Source organism: Bradyrhizobium sp. USDA 4449, assembly GCF_054056275.1.
This window is the reverse complement of record NZ_JBSRYD010000001.1, coordinates 73,029-91,722: the sequence shown is the minus strand read 5'-3', so window position 1 is coordinate 91,722 and position 18,694 is coordinate 73,029. Positions and strand designations below refer to the sequence as shown.

General features: G+C 63.7%; 16 protein-coding genes. 10 read left to right on the top strand and 6 right to left on the bottom strand.

Annotation, left to right across the window (positions count from 1 at the left end; all coding sequences use genetic code 11):
* Positions 1-28 precede the first annotated feature (28 nt).
* Positions 29-1,498, top strand: coding sequence for a carboxylesterase/lipase family protein (locus ACVIIW_RS00445; RefSeq protein ID WP_456698932.1), 1,470 nt, complete (start codon positions 29-31; stop codon positions 1,496-1,498).
* Between the two features lie 7 nt (positions 1,499-1,505).
* Here the strand turns inward: ACVIIW_RS00445 and ACVIIW_RS00440 are convergent, their stop codons facing one another.
* Positions 1,506-1,685 (bottom strand): hypothetical protein, encoded by a 180-nt coding sequence (locus tag ACVIIW_RS00440; RefSeq protein WP_456698931.1) that lies wholly within the window; start codon positions 1,683-1,685, stop codon positions 1,506-1,508.
* A 161-nt stretch (positions 1,686-1,846) separates the two neighbouring features.
* Between ACVIIW_RS00440 and ACVIIW_RS00435 the strand changes: the two genes are divergently transcribed.
* Positions 1,847-2,641, top strand: coding sequence for a DODA-type extradiol aromatic ring-opening family dioxygenase (locus ACVIIW_RS00435; protein ID WP_456698930.1), 795 nt, complete (start codon positions 1,847-1,849; stop codon positions 2,639-2,641).
* A gap of 95 nt (positions 2,642-2,736) precedes the next feature.
* Here the strand turns inward: ACVIIW_RS00435 and glgA are convergent, their stop codons facing one another.
* Both glgA and glgC read right to left on the bottom strand, forming a co-directional pair.
* Entirely contained in the window at positions 2,737-4,188 is a 1,452-nt protein-coding gene (glgA, locus tag ACVIIW_RS00430) for a glycogen synthase GlgA (protein ID WP_456698929.1), read from the bottom strand.
* Complete coding sequence (gene glgC, locus ACVIIW_RS00425) at positions 4,185-5,447, bottom strand: glucose-1-phosphate adenylyltransferase (RefSeq protein WP_456698928.1); 1,263 nt, start codon at positions 5,445-5,447, stop codon at positions 4,185-4,187. The genes glgA and glgC overlap by 4 nt, the downstream gene beginning before the upstream one ends.
* A 338-nt stretch (positions 5,448-5,785) precedes the next feature.
* On the opposite strand from glgC, the gene ACVIIW_RS00420 reads away from it, so the two are divergent.
* From ACVIIW_RS00420 to ACVIIW_RS00405, 4 genes are all read left to right on the top strand, one after another.
* Positions 5,786-6,184 (top strand): hypothetical protein, encoded by a 399-nt coding sequence (locus tag ACVIIW_RS00420; protein ID WP_456698927.1) that lies wholly within the window; start codon positions 5,786-5,788, stop codon positions 6,182-6,184.
* 217 nt (positions 6,185-6,401) lie between these two features.
* Positions 6,402-7,247 (top strand): CmcJ/NvfI family oxidoreductase, encoded by an 846-nt coding sequence (locus tag ACVIIW_RS00415; RefSeq protein ID WP_456698926.1) that lies wholly within the window; start codon positions 6,402-6,404, stop codon positions 7,245-7,247.
* A gap of 103 nt (positions 7,248-7,350) precedes the next feature.
* Positions 7,351-7,665 (top strand): septal ring lytic transglycosylase RlpA family protein, encoded by a 315-nt coding sequence (locus ACVIIW_RS00410; protein ID WP_456705049.1) that lies wholly within the window; start codon positions 7,351-7,353, stop codon positions 7,663-7,665.
* A gap of 43 nt (positions 7,666-7,708) precedes the next feature.
* Positions 7,709-8,878, top strand: coding sequence for a Gfo/Idh/MocA family protein (locus ACVIIW_RS00405; RefSeq protein ID WP_456698925.1), 1,170 nt, complete (start codon positions 7,709-7,711; stop codon positions 8,876-8,878).
* 907 nt (positions 8,879-9,785) lie between these two features.
* On the opposite strand, the gene ACVIIW_RS00400 is transcribed toward ACVIIW_RS00405, so the two are convergent.
* A complete protein-coding gene (locus ACVIIW_RS00400) occupies positions 9,786-11,096 on the bottom strand; it encodes an ABC transporter substrate-binding protein (protein ID WP_456698924.1) in 1,311 nt (436 codons plus the stop codon).
* 443 nt (positions 11,097-11,539) lie between these two features.
* Between ACVIIW_RS00400 and ACVIIW_RS00395 the strand changes: the two genes are divergently transcribed.
* The 4 genes from ACVIIW_RS00395 (at position 11,540) to ACVIIW_RS00380 (ending at position 16,343) form a co-directional block, all read left to right on the top strand.
* Positions 11,540-12,670: a sugar ABC transporter substrate-binding protein gene (locus ACVIIW_RS00395; RefSeq protein WP_456698923.1), complete on the top strand. Its 1,131-nt coding sequence runs from the start codon at positions 11,540-11,542 to the stop codon at positions 12,668-12,670.
* Positions 12,671-12,734: 64 nt separating this feature from the next.
* Positions 12,735-14,282, top strand: coding sequence for a sugar ABC transporter ATP-binding protein (locus ACVIIW_RS00390; RefSeq protein ID WP_456698922.1), 1,548 nt, complete (start codon positions 12,735-12,737; stop codon positions 14,280-14,282).
* Positions 14,275-15,387 (top strand): ABC transporter permease, encoded by a 1,113-nt coding sequence (locus tag ACVIIW_RS00385; RefSeq protein ID WP_456698921.1) that lies wholly within the window; start codon positions 14,275-14,277, stop codon positions 15,385-15,387. The genes ACVIIW_RS00390 and ACVIIW_RS00385 overlap by 8 nt, the downstream gene beginning before the upstream one ends.
* A complete protein-coding gene (locus ACVIIW_RS00380; RefSeq protein ID WP_456698920.1) occupies positions 15,384-16,343 on the top strand; it encodes an ABC transporter permease in 960 nt (319 codons plus the stop codon). Before ACVIIW_RS00385 ends, ACVIIW_RS00380 begins: the two co-directional genes overlap by 4 nt.
* A gap of 21 nt (positions 16,344-16,364) precedes the next feature.
* Here ACVIIW_RS00380 and ACVIIW_RS00375 read toward each other — a convergent pair whose 3' ends face one another.
* Both ACVIIW_RS00375 and ACVIIW_RS00370 read right to left on the bottom strand, forming a co-directional pair.
* Complete coding sequence (locus tag ACVIIW_RS00375; RefSeq protein ID WP_456698919.1) at positions 16,365-17,264, bottom strand: SMP-30/gluconolactonase/LRE family protein; 900 nt, start codon at positions 17,262-17,264, stop codon at positions 16,365-16,367.
* A gap of 161 nt (positions 17,265-17,425) precedes the next feature.
* Positions 17,426-18,664, bottom strand: coding sequence for an ABC transporter substrate-binding protein (locus ACVIIW_RS00370; protein WP_456698918.1), 1,239 nt, complete (start codon positions 18,662-18,664; stop codon positions 17,426-17,428).
* Between the last annotated feature and the right edge of the window lie 30 nt (positions 18,665-18,694).

Below are 18,694 nucleotides of genomic sequence, written 5' to 3'. Positions count from 1 at the left end.
CATTTTCGCGCATCGAGATTCCCGGAAGATGCGATTCCTGCTTGCGCTCATTGCGGTCCTTGCATTGCTCTGCACCGGCGCGGCCAGGGCCCAACCGGTTGGACAATTTCCATTTGCGTTGACGCGCGAAGGCCAGATGCTCGGGGCCGTCGCCGGCGAGGTGGCCTCCTTCAAGGGCCTCGCCTATGCAGCCCCGCCGGTCGGTCACCTGCGCTGGCGTCCGCCGCAGAGTTTGCCGGAGAGTTCGGAGATGAGCACGGCCTACGATTATGGCGCGCCATGTCTGCAGCCGTCGATGCCCGCGGCGCGTGAGGATTGCCTCACGCTGAACGTGTTTCGCCCCTTCGGCATCGACGGGCCGCTGCCGGTGATGGTGTTCATCCACGGCGGCGGCTTCGTTACGGGCACCGCCAACGATCCGTTGTTCGACGGCTCGAGGATTGCACAGGCCGGCCTCATCGTGGTGACCGTGAACTATCGTCTGGGCGCGTTCGGCTGGCTCACCCATCCCGCGCTGTCGGACGGCGGCTCCGGCAATTTTGGCCTGATGGACCAGATCGCGGCGTTGCGTTGGGTGCACGACAACATCGCGGCGTTCGGCGGCGATGCGAACAACGTCACGCTGTTCGGCAACGGCGCCGGCGCGACATCGATCGCGCTGCTGATGCTGTGCACGCAATCACGCGATCTGTTCCAGAAAGCCATTCTGCAATCGGTGCCCGGCCGCGCGCTCCTGCCGTCGTCGCAGCAGGCCGAGGCCGTGGGCCGGCAGCTTGTCGCCGCGCTCGGGCCGGCCGCGGATTTGCGTGCAGCCGCGCCGGCGCGCCTGCTTGCTGCCGAACAGCGCCTGCTGGAGAAAGCGCCGCGCAGTTTTGCGCCGGCAATGGATGGAAACCTGGTGACGGAAGACATCGCCGCCGGATTTGCGTCAGGACATGAGAGCCGCATTCCCCTGATCGTCGGCTCGAATGACGACGAGACCCGCTTCGACAGCGAGCTCGAGGTCAAGGAGGCGTTGTCATCGTCGGGCGAGAGCCCGGACGCGCTGCGCGAGCTCTATCCGAACGCTGCGAAACCGTCAGAGGTGGCGGCGAGCTTCTACACCGACAAGGTTTTTGCCGAACCGGCGCGACGGCTCGCCCGGCTGCATGCCGCGACGGGCGCGCCGACCTTCCGCTATCGCTTTGCCTATGTGCCGGAAGCCCGGCGCAGCAATCCAGACGAAGGCCACGGGCGCGAGCTGCAATTCATCTTCGGCGCGGAGGGGGTCCCGGGCGCCGGCATTTTCTCGCGGCGTGATCGCGAGGTCGCAAGCCGCATCCGGGCCTACTGGATCAATTTCGCCCGGAGCGGCGATCCCAACGGCGCGGAGCTGCCGCACTGGGATGCCGCTGCGGACGGTGACCATCTGCTGCTGATTGCGAATGACCGTATCGCCAGCGGCGACGACCCGTCTGCGGAGCGTCTGGACCGGCTTGCGCGTGAGAGCGAGAAATGAGTTGGGCTTAGGCCGCGAGCTCGACGCGCGGCGCCGGCGTTAGCCGGTCTTCTTCCAGATAGTCCATCGCGCCGTCCTTCTCGACGGCGTAGAACTGCTGGCCTTCCTTTGATCGGTAGGCGGCGCGAACGACGCCGCGGCGGCCCTTGTCACTGTTGACGACATCCCCCAGGGCAAACTTCCTCATCTCAACCGTCTCGCTTGTCTTCTGGCCCGTTCCTTCGGCCACAGCTGGATTGTGGGCGGCAAATCGTTAACGACTTGCTAACCATACCGGTTTGCCTATGCTCGCCGCCGAGCGCGCGGGCAGATACACGCGCATGATGTCGTTGAGACGAGCCGCCACAAATGACGCGATTTCCGACCCTCTTCCTGTCCCACGGCGGTGGCCCCTGGCCGTTCATGGAGGACAGGCGGGTGCAATATGCCAAGACCGCCGCGGAGTTCGGCCGGCTGCCGCAGCTTCTGCCCGCAAGGCCGAAGGCGGTGCTCGTCATCACCGGTCATTGGGAGGCCGAGGCCTTTACGGTGTCGACTTCGCCGCATCCGCCGATGGTGTACGACTATTACGGTTTCCCCGAGCATACCTACCACATCAAATATCCCGCGCCGGGCCAGCCCGAACTCGCTGCAGAGGTGAGGGCGCTGCTCAAGCATGCGGGCCTCGATTGCCGGGAAGATCCCGATCAGGGCTTTGATCACGGCACCTTCGTGCCGCTCGGCCTGATGTACCCGAACGCCGACATGCCGATCGTGCTGCTGTCGCTGAAGTCGAGCTATGACGCGGCCGAGCACATCAAGGTCGGGCAGGCGATCGCCTCGCTCCGGGACGAGGGCATCCTGATCGTCGGTAGCGGGCTCACCTATCACAACATGCGCGGTTTTGGCCGCGCCGAGTCAAAGCCGGTTTCCTACGATTTCGAGGCCTATCTGAACGAGGCGATCGGCAATCCGGATGCGGCGCGTCGCAATGCCATGCTGGTCGACTGGGAGAAGGCGCCGAGTGCGCGTCTTGCCCATCCGCGCGAGGATCACCTGTTGCCGCTGATGGTTGCGGCAGGTGCCGCCGGCGACGACGTCGGCAAGCGCGTCTTCGTCGACGAGGTCGCGAACGTCGCGATGGCGTCGTACAAGTTTGGATGAGATCTCTCCCGCTTGCGGGAGAGGGAGAGCAAACCCGCAGACAAAGAAACCACACGCGATTGCCTCTGCCGCATGAGGGGGAGGCGAAGAAGGCCTCACGCGCCGCGGGACGCCGCAAGGCTGCGATAGAGCGCGGCGTACTCGCCGGCGCGATTGCGCCAGGAGACGTCGGTCGCAAGGCCGTTCAATTGCAGCCGTCGCCAGGTCGCCTTGTCGTGGAAGGCAGCCTTTGCCTTGCGCAGCGTGCCGGCGAGGGCATCGGCCGTGACGGGGCCGAATTTGAAACCGGTGGCGCCACGCCCCGCTTCGCCGATATCGACGATCGTATCCGCGAGGCCTCCCACGTGCGAGACGATGGGCACGGCAGCGTAGCGCAGCGCGCAGAGCTGGGTGAGCCCACATGGCTCGAACCGCGAGGGCACGAGCAGCGCGTCGGAGCCGGCCTGGATCAGATGGGCGAGAATCTCGTCATAGCCGATCAGGACCCCGATGCGCCCGGGATTGGCGCGTGCTGCGGCCTGAAAGCGGTCCTGAAGATCGCGGTCGCCGCTGCCGAGCAGCGCAAGTTGCATGCCCTGCTCGAGGATTGTCGGGATCGCCTCGAGCATGAGGTCGAGCCCTTTTTGCCAGGATAGCCGGCTGATGACCCCGAGCAGCGGCGCTTCGTCGGAGGAATCGAGATTGAATTGTTGCTGAAGCACCGCCTTGTTCGCGGCGCGGAACGTGAGGTCCTGCGCGCCGAAGCGATAGGCGATATGTGGATCGGTCTGCGGATTCCAGACCTCGATGTCGATGCCGTTGAGGATGCCGCTGAGCACGCTTGCGCGTTCACGCAGCAGGCCGCCGAGCCCCATGCCGCCTTCATCGCTCTGGATTTCACGCGCGTAGGTCGGCGACACCGTGGTGATGCGATCGGCGAGTTGCAAGCCGGCCTTCAAAAAACTGATGCCGCCGAAATATTCGAGGCCGTGGACGTCGAACGAGGCGTTCCAGGGCAGGCCGACCGCATTGGCCAGAGCGCGGTCGAACTTGCCCTGATAGGCCATGTTGTGGATGGTCATCACCGTGCCGGGCCGCCGCCCACCGTCGTAGTGCAGATAGGCCGGCGCAAGTCCGGCCTGCCAGTCATGGGCGTGAACGACATCAGGGAGGAAGCTGGCGACGAGCCCGTGGCCGATATCGGCCGCGACGCGCGACAGCGCCGCGAAACGCACGCCGTTGTCAGGCCAGTCCACGCCCTCGGAAGTGACGTAGGGATTGCCGGGCCGTGCATAGAGATGCGGCACGTCGAGCACGAACAGATCGAGCCCGTCACGCGAGCCTGCGAGCAGCCGGCCCGGGCCGCCGAAATAATCCGGCCAGCTGCGGATCTCATCCGCGCCCGACAGCAGCCGCATCACGTCAGGATAGCCCGGCATCAAGGTCCGCATCTCGACGCCGTGCGCCTTCAGCGCAATCGGCAGCGCGCCGGCGACGTCAGCGAGGCCGCCGGTCTTGATGATGGGATAGACTTCAGAAGCGACCGAGAGGACGCGAACAGGCATCATGTATTGAGCCTGTCGATCATCGGCTGGGTGACGAGCGAGATGCCCTGTTCGGTGGTGCGGAAACGTTTGGCGTCGAATTCCGGGTCCTCGCCGATGACGAGCCCCTCCGGAATCTCCACGCCGCGGTCGATCACGACGTTCTTCAGCCGCGCGCCGCGGCCGACATTGACGTAGGGCATGATCACGGCGTTCTCGACATTGGCATAGGAATTGATGCGCACCCCGGTAAACAGCAGCGAACGGCGCAGCGACGCGCCGGAAATGATGCAGCCGCCCGAGACCAGCGAGCTCACGGCCTGGCCGCGCCGGCTCTCCTCGTCGTGGACGAACTTGGCCGGCGGCGTGATCTCCGCATAGGACCAGATCGGCCAGGCCCGGTCGAACAGATCGAGCTCCGGCACCACGTCGGTGAGGTCGATATTGGCGGCCCAATAGGCATCCACCGTGCCGGCATCGCGCCAGTAGGTGCGGGGATCGCTGCCCGAACGCACGCACGAGGTCGAGAACTGATGCGCGATGGCGCGGCCGTTCTTGACGATGTACGGGATGATGTCCTTGCCGAAATCGTGGTTCGAGTTCGGGTCCTCGGCGTCGCGCTTGAGCTCGTCGAACAGGAATTTGGTGTTGAAGACGTAGATGCCCATGCTGGCGAGCGAGACGTCCGGCTTGCCCGGCATCGGCGGCGGATCCTTGGGCTTCTCGAGGAATTGCTGGATCCAGCCGTTCTCATCGATATGCATGATGCCGAAGCCGGAGGATTCCTCACGCGGCATTTCGAGACAGCCCACCGTGACGTCGGCGCCACTGTCGACGTGCTGCCGCAACATCACCTCGTAGTCCATCTTGTAGATGTGGTCGCCGGCGAGCACGACGATGAAGCGGGCATTGTGCGATTCGATGATGTCGATGTTCTGGTAGATCGCATCCGCCGTGCCGACATACCACATGCTCTCCGAGACGCGCTGGCTTGCCGGCAGGATGTCGAAGCTCTCGTTGCGCTCGGGGCGGAAGAAGTTCCAGCCCATCTGGAGATGCCGGATCAGGCTGTGCGCCTTGTACTGGGTGGCGACCGCGATGCGGCGGATGCCCGAGTTCACGGCGTTCGACAGCGCGAAATCGATGATGCGGGACTTGCCGCCGAAATAGACCGCGGGCTTGGCGCGCCGGTCGGTCAATTCCAGCAGCCGACTGCCACGTCCGCCCGCAAGGACAAACGCCAAGGCCTGGCGGGCAAGCGGCTCATTTCCGGCGGCACTCATGTCATCCTCCCACTCGTCAGGCGCAAGCCAAATTCTGGCGCAAACCAAGGCCTTCGCGAAGTGCCTTCCGGCCGCGCGCCATCGGAACCGATAGTAACGGTACGAATAGGTAATCGGGAAGGTGCTTGTTGGTTGCGAACGCATGGGAAGCTTAACGCTTTGCCGGGGTGCGTACCCCTTCCGGCCCCGTCGTCCGCCGCTCATTTCCAGGGCACGCCAGCGCCTTGTGCGCTGCACGCGAATTCGAGACTTTGATTTCGCGCTTTGATCTGGCGCAAAGATGCCAGATCATGGCTTGCGATCCCTTCCGAACGAAACGTCAGACAGGGAGTGAGACGATGAGTAAATGGAAGACGGCAATTGCCTGCTCGCTGACCGCCGCGGTCTTGGCAGGCCAAATCGGGCAGGCGGCGGCGGCGCCGCTGCCGACCAATGTCGCGACCATGAAGGCCACGGTCGGCGATGACGTCACGCAGGTCTATTGGCGTGGTCGTGGCTTCGGATGGGGCTTTGGCGGCTTCGCGGCCGGCGCGCTCATCGGCAGCGCCATCGCCGGCGCGCCTTACGGCTACTATGGCGGTTACGGCTACCCCGGCTATGGCTATGGTTATGCGCCGGCCTATTACGGTTACGGGCCGGCCTATCCCGGATATTATCGGCCTTACCGTCCGTATTACGGTTATCGCTATGGCTACTACCGGCCCTATTACCGACCGTACTACCGCCATTATTGGTGAGCGCTAGAGCGACAGCCACACGATCAGGGCTGAGTGCGCGTTTCCCCGCCTTTTCCCGCAAGGGGAGAAGGTGATCAACGCGCACCTGCCTCCCGCGAAACGTTCCTTCTGCATTTCCGGCTCGCCACGACACCCGCATTGCTATTTGCACCGCCTCCCTTGCGGCCTGCTCCATCCCGTCAAAAATCCTTCAGACGACCACATCGGGAGACCGGCCATGGGCCTGCAAGAAACAAAAATCGAATCGCTTCCCTTCGTCACCGCTGAACTCAACTACCTCGCGCCAGTCTCGGGAAAGCCGCGCACCTACGCTTTCGATCCGCCGCCCGGCGAGCCCAAGAGCACATCTCTTCCGGAGCCGCATCTGGTGCCGATCTTCGATGCGCGCTTGATCGCCGGGAGCTTCTCGCTCGATCGCGAAGGTTTTGCGCTGGTGCGCCATCCGACCCACGTCAAGGACTTTTACAACGACGAGGAAATCCGCGCGGTCTACTATCCCGCCGTCGAGGCATTCCTGCGCGCGACCCTGAAGGCCGATCGCGTTGTCATCTTCGATCATACCGTGCGCAAGCGCGTCGAGGGCGCTCCTGATATTCGCGATGGCGGCCCGCGTCAGCCGGCAACCCGGGTCCATGTCGATCAGACCATCGTGTCCGGCGCCAATCGCGTGCGCGAGCATCTGCCTGAGGAGGCCGATGAGTTGCTCAAGGGCCGCGTCCAGGTGATCAATTTGTGGCGGCCGATCCGCGGCCCATTGCGGGACTCACCGCTCGCGATAGCCGACGGCACGACTGTTGCGCCCGAGGATCTCGTCGCCTCCGACTTGATCTATCCCAATCGCCGCGGCGAGACTTATTCGGTGAAATACAATCCCAACCACCGCTGGTTCTATTTCCCCGAGATGACGGCCGACGAAGCGCTGCTGCTGAAATGCTATGATTCCGCAACGGACGGCCGCACGCGCTTTGGGCCGCACACGGCCTTCGTCGATCCGACCACGCCCCGGGATGCTGCGCCGCGCGAGAGCATCGAGGTGCGGACGCTGGTTTTTCACAAGCAGTAACAATGTGTGATGGACCCGCCGGGCAATGCCCGGCGGGGTTCCCGGAACCATCTGGAACCGGAGGACGTTGCTGCGCCGGGCAAGGCCAACCGGGAGCGGTGCCGTGCGAGCGCATCCGAGCTTATTGTTTTGTCTGACCAGTTTCTCGCTTTCTGCATTTTCCGTCGCCCACGCTGAAAGCGGACTTGCCTCATATTATGGATACGGCAAAGCCGCGAAAAACGGCGAGCTGACCTGTGCGCATAGGACGCGCCCATTCGGCAGCATTCTCAGGGTTTCCTACAGCGGGCGGACGATTCAATGCCGCGTCAATGATCGCGGTCCCTTCATCCGCGGCCGCATCGTCGATCTCTCGGTGCCCGCCGCCCGCGCGCTCGGCATGATGAGCGCAGGCGTGGTGCGCGTCTCGGTGCAATAGCTCTGCCTTGGCGCTATAGTGCCGCCCAAAGCAAGGGGGCACCATGGCCAGGATCAGGGTCGGACTCGTCGGCTGCGGCTTCGTGTCGGAGCTGCACATGTATGCGTTGCGGCGCGTCTATGGCGTGGACGTCGAGGTCGCTGCGGTCGCCGCGCGCGGCGACCACGTCATTGCATTTGCCGCCCGTCACGGCATCGCGCGCGTCTACCGCAGCTTTGCGGAACTGATTGCGGACCGCGCACTCGATGTCGTTGACATCTGCACGCCGCCAAATCTGCATGCCGAGATGATCGTCGCGGCCATGCAGGCCGGCAAGCATGTCATCTGTGAAAAGCCTTTCGCCGGCTATTTCGGCCGGGACGGCGACAAGCAGCCGATCGGCAAGCACGTGCCGAAGGCGCTGATGTATGAACGCCTGATGGAGGAGATGAACGCAACGCGCGCCGCGATCGAGCGTACCGGAAAACTGTTCATGTATGCCGAGGACTGGATCTATGCGCCGGCGGTCACCAAGACAGCTGAAATCATCAAGGCGACGAAGGACAAAGTCCTGTTCATGAAGGGTGAGGAGAGCCATTCCGGCTCGCACGCCGCGCATGCCGCGCAATGGGCGATGACCGGCGGCGGCTCGCTGATCCGCATGGGCTGCCATCCGCTCTCTGCCGTGCTCTATCTCAAGCAGGTCGAGGCGCGCGCGCGAGGGGAGAAAATTCATGTCGCCAGCGTCACCGGCGATGTCGGCAACGTCACGGCCATCCTCAAGCCGGAGGAGCGCACCTACATCAAGGCCAATCCTGTTGATGTCGAGGATTGGGGCACGTTGACGGCGACATTCTCCGACGGCACCAAGGCCACCGTGTTCTCCGGCGATATGATCATGGGCGGGGTACGCAACCTGATCGAGACCTATACGTCCGGCGGCTCGTTGTTCGCCAACATCACCCCGAACAATCATCTGATGAGCTACCAGACGTCGGAGGAGAAGCTCGCCTCCGTCTACATCACCGAAAAAGTCGACCGCAAGACCGGATGGCAATATGTCTGCCTCGAGGAGGAATGGACGCGCGGCTATCTCCAGGAGATCCAGGATTTCATGGAATGCGCCGCGACCGGCCGCCAGCCGCTGTCGGATCTCGCGCTTGCCTATGACACCATCAAGGTCAACTATGCCGGCTATTGGGCCGCAGAAGAGGGGCGGCGCGTTGTGTTGTAGAAGAAGCCAAATTGCTTCGAGCTCGCCGCGAACCCTTGCGGCGTGAGCCACCCTCTCCGTCAAGGGGGCGAGGAAAGTGCGAGCACTACCAGACTCCGACAGCCATCATCACCGCTATGGTCAAGCAAGACAGACAGGCAATCGACGCAGCATAGACCTCTGGCGTATTCAACGTTGCCTCCTAAAAATGGAGTGCCTCGACGTGACTATTCCCGCGTGCGCTTCAATTCGGCTTCGTGTTGCGGATCGACCCCATCCGAGTCGGCGGCCTCGTCGTCCGGCAGAAAAAGTTTGGGATGTTTGCCCGTGAGCAAAAGCTGCTTGCGCATTTCGGAAAGGCGGGGCGCGGCAAAATTCCTTGTAGAGTAATTCGAATATGGCGGGCATCGTCACCCCCAGCTGTGGAATTCGCGTTTCTGAAGATGTCTGATCCGCGCTGGACGGCTTCGAAATGCGGAGCCGGTGTGCCGTTTGTGCCAAAACCAGGCGCGATTGGCTGATAGGCTTGTACGTACGAAACGAAGCGGGTGCTAGTTATCCAGTTCACACTCTGGGAAGCATTTGTTTGAAAAAGACTTTTTGTCGCACCGAGCGTGAGTTGCCAGATGGTCGAAGATCCCGCTCCAGCGCGAAAAGAATGACCCCTGGATGCAAGTGTCGCGGTGTGCAATGGCGAATAGCGGAGGGGCGGCGGATAGTTTGGGGGCGCCACGTTGCCGGCGAGACAGGCGCTGCTTTCCGTTCCCCTTGCGGGAGAAGGTGGCGCGAAGCGCCGGATGAGCGGTACGTTGCCGCGAATTCGAATCACGAGAGATCCACGCGCGGAGAGCGACCCCGCACCGGGCGTCGCTTCGCGAAGCCATCCTTCGCCACGGCGGAAAGAGCGGGAAGTGCCGCGCCGCGTGCTCTACGCCCCGTAGGTCGATCCCTTCGGCAGCGGAAACACCGGGTCTTGCGTGCGGATGTTGGTCGGCCACACCACGGAGATGTGCTCGCCGGCATTCTGCATCACCACCGGCGTCGAGCGTTCGTTCTGGCCAGAGAGCGGCGTCCCCGGCGGAAAGAATTTCACACCGTAGCCCTGGATGGTTCCGCCGGGCGGGATGTCGACGTCAAGCGCTGCCTTGCGAATGGCTTCCGGCTCGAAGCTGCCATACTTCTCCTTGGCGACAGGCAGCACGTTGTTCAGCAGCACCCAGGTCTGGTTGAAACCCATCGAACAGTGCGGCGGGACGTCGGTCGCGCCGGTCTTGGCCTGGTAGCGCGTCACCATGGTCTTGATCAGCTCGCCCATGCCCGGCGCAAGCTTCGAGGGATCCAGCAGCTGTGCCGGTACCGGATCGATATTGCAGAAATTATCGATGTCGGGACCAAAGGTCGCGCGCAGCTTGTCGAGCTGGCTGTAGCCGGCGCCGGCGCCGAACAGCATCTTGAACCGAAGCCCGCTTTCGCGCGCCTGGCGCAGGAAAAGCGTGATGTCCGGGTTGTAGCCGGCGTGCGAGATCACGTCGACCTTGGCGCGCTTGAGCTTGGTCACGAGCACCGAAAGATCGGGCGCTGAGGCCGAATAGCCCTCGCGCAGCACAACCTGGATGCCGGCCTCCTTGGCATAGGCCTCGTCGGCGGCGGCGACACCGACTCCATAGGGGCCGTCCTCATGGATCAGTGCGACCTTGACGTCCTTCGGCTCCATGCCGAGCTTGCCCTTGGCGTGCTCGGCAAGAAAGCCTGCAAACGCCTGGCCGTACTGGTCGGAGTGGATCTGCGCGCGAAAGACATATTGCAGGTTCTTGTCCTTGAACACGGCGGTCGACACGGCGGTGGTGATCCAGAGGATCTTCTTCTGCTGCTCGACCTTCGCCGCCATCGGCACGGCATGCGCGCTGGAATAGACGCCGTTGATGATGTCGATCTTCTCCTGGCTGATCAGGCGCTCGGCCTCGTTGATGGCGACGTCGGCCTTGCTCTGGGAGTCGGCGGGAACGGGCACGATCTTGGTCTTGCCGCCAATGCCGCCCTTCTCGTTGACGAGATCGATGGCGATCTGCGCGCCGACCGAGGAGGCGACCGAGCCGCCCGCGGCGAATGGTCCGGTGAGGTCGTAGATCAGTCCGATGCGCAAATTCTCGGCCTGCGCCTGGGCCCGGGTCCAATCGATGCTGAGTGTGGCGGCGGCAGCCGCCGTACCCTTCAGCAGCTGCCTGCGTGAAGTCGGCATCCCATCCCTCCCTCGGTCAGTCGTTTGCGACTGTTTTTGTGAGTATTTGAAGGGCGTGCATGAAAGTCAACATGCGCCGCACCAGGCAATTCGGACGCGCGGCCGACCACGATCGCGTCGGCATTTTTCCCTGAGTATCATTCTTTTTGCACTGCGCCAGCCTTTGGTTCGCAATCATTCGATTGCGCTGCATCGAGCCGGACGCGAGCATCTGCTTGTCGCGCGTATATTTCGGCCTCGCCGCGGCGACATATCGTCTCCCGCAATTGTGATGATCCTGCTTCACGCATTCGCGGCGGGACAGGACCCATGGCCGGCATCCGGCTTGTGCGCATCCGACGTGGCGTGCCATCCTAGTGCGGTAAATCGCACGGGAAGCCCAATTCCCGGCTTGGCCATCGTGCCACGTTAAGGGTGGAAAACAAAAGCTCAGGAGAAGTGATATGGTATGGACGCTTCGTTTGACGGGGCTCGCTTGCGTTGGCCTGTTGCTGTCCTCGGTCAGCGCCCTCGCAGGGCCCAAGGTCGTTTCCGGTCCGGGTGCCGATCCCGCGTGCTTCAAGCCCTGGTCGTCCCAAACCAAGTTCTTCCAGTGGGACAAGAAGCCCGGTCCCTACAAGATCGCGCTCGTCAACGGCTTCGTCGGCAACACCTGGCGCATCCAGATGGTGAAGACTGCAAAGGCCTTTGCCGAGCAGCCGGGCATCAAGGAGAACATCAAGGAGTTCAAGGTCGTCTCGACCGGCACCGATGTTGCAGCGCAACTCGGCGCGATGGAGGACTTCATCAATCAGGGCTTTGACGCCATCGTCACCATCGCGGTGGCGCCTGACGGCTTCGACCGCATCATCCGCCTCGCCGACAAGAACAATGTCGTCGTGGTGCCCTTCGACAACGTCCTCGACACCGACAAGGTGATGATGGTCAACGAGGACCAGAAGGAGATGGGCCGCATGTCGGCGAAGTGGCTGATGGATGAGAGCGGCAAGAAGAGCGGCGACATCCTCGAGGTCCGCGGCCTGCCGGGCAACTCGGTCGACCGTGATCGCCATCTCGGCTTCCGCGAAGTCATGGAAGCGCCGGGCAACAGCTTCAAGATCACGGAAGTGGTCGGCAATTGGGACACCGGCACGTCCCAGAAAGTGACGGCGGACGCGCTCGCGGTTCATGGCCATTTCGACGGCGTGTTCACGCAAGGCGGCTCCGATGGCACGGTCCAGGCGATGATGGCGGCCAAGCACCCCTTCGTTCCGATGTCGGGTGAGGGCGAGAACGAGTACCGCAAGCAGATCGCCGATCACGCCAAGGACGGGCTCAAGGGCATGTCCTACGGACAGTCCCCGGCGCTGGTCGCCATCGCCACCAAGGCGGCGATCTCCGCATTGCAAGGCAATGTCATGCCGCAGCTGATCTCGATCCCGATCCCGGTCGCGACCTACAAGGACCTGAAGCCCGGGGTCAATTACTGGCCGGACCTCAACGCCAACTTCTTCGCGCCGAACCAGTTCACGCCCTGTGGCGTCAACTTCACGGCGCCGGAGATCATGTCGCAGAGCGAAAAGAACACCCAGTGAGCCGACTTCTGATGTCACGGTCGCGGCCCGGCCTTTGCCGGGCCGCCGCTGCGTGAGCCCCGTCATGCCAGACGCCATCCTGAGTCAATCTGCCTTCCTCACCTTGTCCGGAATTTCCAAGCGTTACGCCGGCGTGCGCGCGCTCGAAGGCGTCGACTTCGCCTGCGAGCGCGGCAAGATCCACGCGGTGCTGGGCGAGAATGGCGCCGGCAAGTCGACGCTGATCAAGATCATCGCCGGCGTGGTCCAGCCCGATAGCGGCACCATGCGGCTGGATGGTCGTGATGTCAGCTTCGCGACGCCGTCGGCGGCCAATGCAGCCGGCGTCGTCTGCATTTTTCAGGAATTGTCGCTGATGCCCGACCTCTCGGTCGCGGACAACATCTCGATCGCGTCGCCGCCGCGCCGCTTCGGTCTCATCGACGCACGGGCGCAGCGCCGACGCGCCGAGCAGCTGCTGGCCGAGATCGGTTGCGAGGACGTCAACCCGCTGATGCGCGTGCGCGACCTGCCGCTGTCGCGGCGCCAGGTGGTGGAGATCGCCAAGGCCCTCGGCAAGAAGCCGCAGCTTTTGATCCTCGACGAAGCCACCTCGGCCCTCACCAGCGCGGATGTCGAGAAGGTGTACGCCATGCTGGCGCGGCTCAAGGCCGAGGGCGTTGCCATCCTCTACATCTCGCACCGGATGCACGAGGTCGAGGCGCTTGCCGACCGCGCCTCCGTGTTCCGCAACGGACGCCATATCGAGACCTTCGACAAGGGCAAGCGCTCGACCGCCGATATCGTTCAGCTCATGATCGGGCGCGACATCGCGGCCCAATATCCGCCCAAGCCTGCGCGGGAAGCGCCGAAGCCGGTGCTTGATGTCGAGAATCTGAGCTGGGACCGGCACCTCGACCATATCTCGCTTCGCGTCGGCGCCGGCGAGATCGTCGGTCTCGGCGGGCTCGATGGCCAGGGACAGAAATCGCTGCTGCTGGCGCTGTTCGGCGTGCTGCGCGGCGTCTCCGGGCAGATCACCGTCGAAGGCCGCGAGGTGCGTCCAGCGTCCCCGGCCGCGGCGAAATCGGTCGGCATCGCGCTGGTGCCGGAGGATCGCAAGACCGAAGGCCTGATGCTGCCGATGTCGATCGCCGACAATCTGGTGATCGCCTCGCTCGACGCGATCTCGAAGGGACCTCTGGTCGACCGCGCCCGCGAGAACGAGGCGATCAAGCGCGCCATCGCACGGCTGCAAATCAAGATCGGCGCGCCGGGCGATGCGGTATCCACGCTGTCAGGCGGCAACCAGCAGAAGGTCGTTCTCGCCAAATGGCTGATGACCGACCCCAAGATCATCCTGCTCAACGACCCCACCCGCGGCATCGACGTCGGCACCAAGCAGGAGCTTTACCGGCTGATGCGCGAGCTCGCCGACCAGGGCGCCGCCATCCTGTTCTACTCGACCGACTACGATGAACTCATTGGCTGCTGCAACCGGGTGGCGATCATGTATGACGGCCGCATCGTGCGCGAGCTCGAAGGCGACGACCTCACCGAGACTAATATCATCGCGAGCGCGCTGAACATCGACGGCGCGACGCCGGAGAGTTCCGGAGCCGCCCATGCTTGACGATGTCGCCATCCGGATTCGCCAGAACATCGGCATCGTCACCGCCGTCCTGTTGTTCGCGGTCCTCTATCTGCTCTACAATTTCGCTCACCCCAAGGGCTTCTCCTCGGCGGTTCTGGTGCAGAACGGCGACGAGATCTTTGCGCTTGCCATGCTGGCGATGGCGCAGACCGTGCCGGTGCTGGCATCGGGGCTGGACCTTTCCGTGGGCGCCGTCATGACCATGGTGGGCTGTTTCGCGAGCTATCTGCTCACGGGCGTGGCGGACGGCACCCCGCTGCATCTCGAGATCTTCGGCCTGCATCTCGGTCTTGGGACGTTTCCCGGTGGCGTCAGCGGTATCCTGCTCGGCATCGTTGTGTGTCTTGCCACCGGCGCGCTGGCCGGTTTCATCAATGGCTGCATCGTCGTCTATGGACGCATCCAGCCGATCATCGCGACGCTCGCGACCGGCGCTGTTTATATCGGCATCGCGCTGTTCCTGCGGCCGACGCCGGGCGGCAAGATCGACGAGGATCTCAACTGGGCGCTGACCAATTCGCTCGGAGATTTCGCGGCGACGGTTCACATCTTCGATGACGGCGCGGCAAGCTGGTTTGCGCCGGTCGCCTGGATTCCGGTGCCCTTCGTGCTGCTGATCCTGATCGCGCTGCTGGTCTGGGTGCCGTTCCGCCGCTCCGTGCTTGGCCGCGCCGTCTATGCTGTCGGCTCGGCCGAAGGCGCCGCCTACATGTCGGGCCTGCCGATCGACCGCGCCAAGATCGCGGCCTTCACGCTCGCCGGCTTCTTCGCCGGCTGCGGCGGCCTGTTCCTCGCCATCCAGACCTCCTCGGGCAATGCCGACATCCCGCAGGCCGGCGCCTACACGCTCAACTCGATCGCCTCCGTCGTGATCGGCGGCACGTCGCTGCTGGGCGGGACCGGCAGCGCGATCGGCTCGATCTTCGGCGCCATGGTGCTGCGCGTCATTTCGTTCTTCTTCCGGATCTTCGACATCGCGCCGCTGCTGCAGCCGCTGTTCGAGGGCCTGATCCTGCTGGCGGCGGTCAGCATCGGCGCGCTGGGGGTCCTGCGCGTCAAGAATACGCTGGAGCTGTTTCGATGAGTTCGGCCTCTCTCAGTCTCTCGCGCGACGACCGCCCGATCCTGATCGCGGCCCTGTTCATCCTCGTCATCCTGGTGGCCGGCACGGTCTATACCTTTGCCCGCTTCGGCAGCGCACCGTTGCTGTCGCCGACCTATTTGCTGCAACAGCTTCAGATCGGCGCCTTCCTCGGCATCGTCGCCGCCGGGATGATGATGGTGATCCTGATCGCCCAGATCGATCTGTCGGTGCCCTGGACGCTCGCCGCCGCCGCCATGATGGCGACGTCGATCGGCGGACCGCTCGCCATTCCGGTCGGGCTCGGCATCGGGCTTTTGGTCGGCCTCATCAACGGCATCGGTGTTGCGTATCTGCGCGTGCCCTCGATGATCTTCACCCTCGGCGTCAACGCGGTGATGCGCGGCCTGATGGTGGCCCATACGGGCGGTTATGCGCCGCAGACCGCCGCCACCGATCTGATGCGGATGCTCGCCGGCGACCGCACGTTCGGCATCCCCAATGCCTTGTTCGTCTGGGCCGGAGTGTCTGTCATCGTTGCCGTCATCCTGCAGCGCACAGCGCTCGGACGTTACGTGTACGCCATCGGCAACAAGGAGGCAGCCGCGTATCTCGCTGGCGTCGATACCCGGCGCATCACCGTGATCTGCTTCGTGCTTTGCGGCCTCGCCGCCGCGCTCGCCGGCGTGCTACTCGCCGGCTACTCCACCAAGGCCTATCAGGGCATGGGAGATGCCTATCTGCTGCCATCGATCGCGGCGGTCGTGATCGGCGGCACGAACATCCTCGGCGGCCGCGGCCGCTATCTGGGCACGCTGATCGGCGTCGTGCTGATCGTGCTGCTCAACAGCGTGCTGTCGATCATGGACATGCCCGAGGCCGGCCGCCAGGTCATTTACGGCCTCGTGATCATCTTCATGCTGCTGGTCTACGGCCGCGGCGAACGCGTCACGAGTTGACGCGACGCCGCGAGCACGTCCTTAAACCGCCGCGCGCGTGTTGAGATAGATCGAATACAGCGAGGTCTGTCCGCAGATGTAGAGGCGGTTGCGGCGCGGGCCGCCGAAGCAGACGTTGGCGACGATCTCGCCGATCGGGACCGTGCCGAGATGGGTGCCGTCGGGCGCATAGCAGAACACGCTGCGGCCCGCGGAGGTCCAGATATTGCCGTGGATGTCGACGCGAAAGCCGTCATAGAGCCCGTCCGGGCAGGTGGCGAACAGCGAGGCTTCCCCGACGGTCTGTCCTTTCACCTCATAAGACCAGATCGTCGGCGGCAGCCCGCGCACATGCGTGGCGCCGGTGTCGGCGACGTAGAGCCTGGTTTCATCGGGCGAGAAAGCGAGTCCATTCGGCTGCACTCGGTCGGGCACGACGCGCGTGATGGCGCCGGAGCTGGCATCGATCCGGTAGACGTTGGAGGCGCCGATCTCGGACGGGCTTTGCTGCCCTTCATAGTCGCTGTCGATGCCGTAGGTCGGATCGGAGAACCAGATCGAATTGTCCGATTTGACAACGGCATCATTGGGCGAATTCAGCCGGCGGCCCTCGAAGGCGTCGGCCAGCACGGTGATCGAGCCGTCGTGCTCGGTCCGGCTGACGCGCCGCATGAAGTGCTCGCAACTGACCAGCCGTCCTTGTCGATCGGTGGTGTTGCCGTTGGAGTTGAAGCTCGGCGCGCGGAACACCGACACGGAGCCGTCGGTTTCGTCGAAGCGCATCATCCGGTTGTTCGGAATGTCGGACCAGATCAGGTAGCGCCCGGCCGGAAAGTAGGCGGGGCCCTCGGCCCAGCGGCAACCGGTGAAAAGCTTTTCGAGATTGACATGGCCGATGACCAGCCGCTCGAAGCGAGGATCGTGGGCGACATAGGGGAGCATGCGTCCTCCTTGGTGAGCCGCAGATTCTTGAAAGCTGCCTGCGTGCCGGTCCTTACTTTGATCGACCTTGCCGAATTTGCAAGAGTGCCTGGCAGCAAGGGCAAAAACGAAATGCCCGGGCTCGGCCCGGGCATCGCGCGCTTGCGGAGCCGCCCTTCCGCTTACTGCGACAGCTTCACGAAGTTCGGAAACTTCAGCTTGCCATCCGCGATCTTCTCGGGCCAGACCACGACCTGCTTCTCGTCCTGCCATTGGAAGACCAGGCCGGTCACCGCGCCCGGACCGGACTTGATGCCATGGGTGAACTCGTCGTCCTTGCCGTAGAACTGGATCTGGCCGATCGTGCCCTCGAAATTGGTCTTCTCCATCTCCGCGACCATCTTGTCCGGATCGGTCGAGCCGGCGCGCTTGATGGCGTCGGTGATGATGTAGACGTCGTCATAGGCGGTATAGCCGGTATAGGCCGGCGGCGTGCCGAACTTGGCCTTGAAGGCGGCGGCGAACGGTTTTGTCTTGGAGGTGACGGCAACATCGGGCGTCGCGACTGCGAGCGACGGCACGCCGTCGGCCGCGCCATTGGTGTCCTTCCAGAAGGTCGGGCTCAGCGCCTGCGCGCTGATGCCGAACATCGGGATCGGCACCTGCTGGTTCTTCCACTGCACCGTCGGCTGCACGCCGACATGCGAGATGCCTGTCACGATCACGTCGGGCTTCTTGGCCTCCATGTTGTTGAAGATCGGCGTGAAGTCGGTGGTGTCGGGCGAGAAGCGCACGTGCTCGACAACCTTCAAGCCCGCCTTGGGCAGGCAGGCCTCGTAGCCGATATCGAGCGGCTTGGTCCAGGCGGCGTCCTCGCTCATGATCGCGACCGTCTTCATGTGCATCTTGTCGACGAGCAGGTCCTTCGCCGCGTCGCAAACGAGCTGCGCTTGCGCGGCCGAGGTCAGATAGCCGTGGAAGGTGTACTTGTTCTTCTCGTAGTCGCTGTGAACAGCCTTGGTGATCTCGTTCGAGGCGGCGCCCGGCGTGATCAGCGGCATCTTCAGCCGCGCCGCCCAGGGCTCCAGGGCCAGCACGACTTCGGAAATGTAGCTCGCGATCACCGCCGAGACCTTGTCCTCGCTCACCGCGCGCTGGAACGCGCGGACCGAGTCGGCCGAGGAGCTCTTGTTGTCATAGGTGACGATCTCGACCTTGCGGCCGAGGATGCCGCCCTTGGCGTTGATCTCGTCGGCGGCGATCTGTGCGCCGCCCGGCGTCGCAGCCCCCGCGATCGACTGCACCTCGGCGATGACGCCGATCTTGATCGGATCGTTCGCCTGCGCGTAGGCGGGGGCGGCGAGGCACAGCGCCAGCGCCGAGGTGAGGAGGGCAGAACCCAGAGCCGTCGATGATCCCATGGTCGTTTCCCTTTCTTTTGTTTTCCTGCG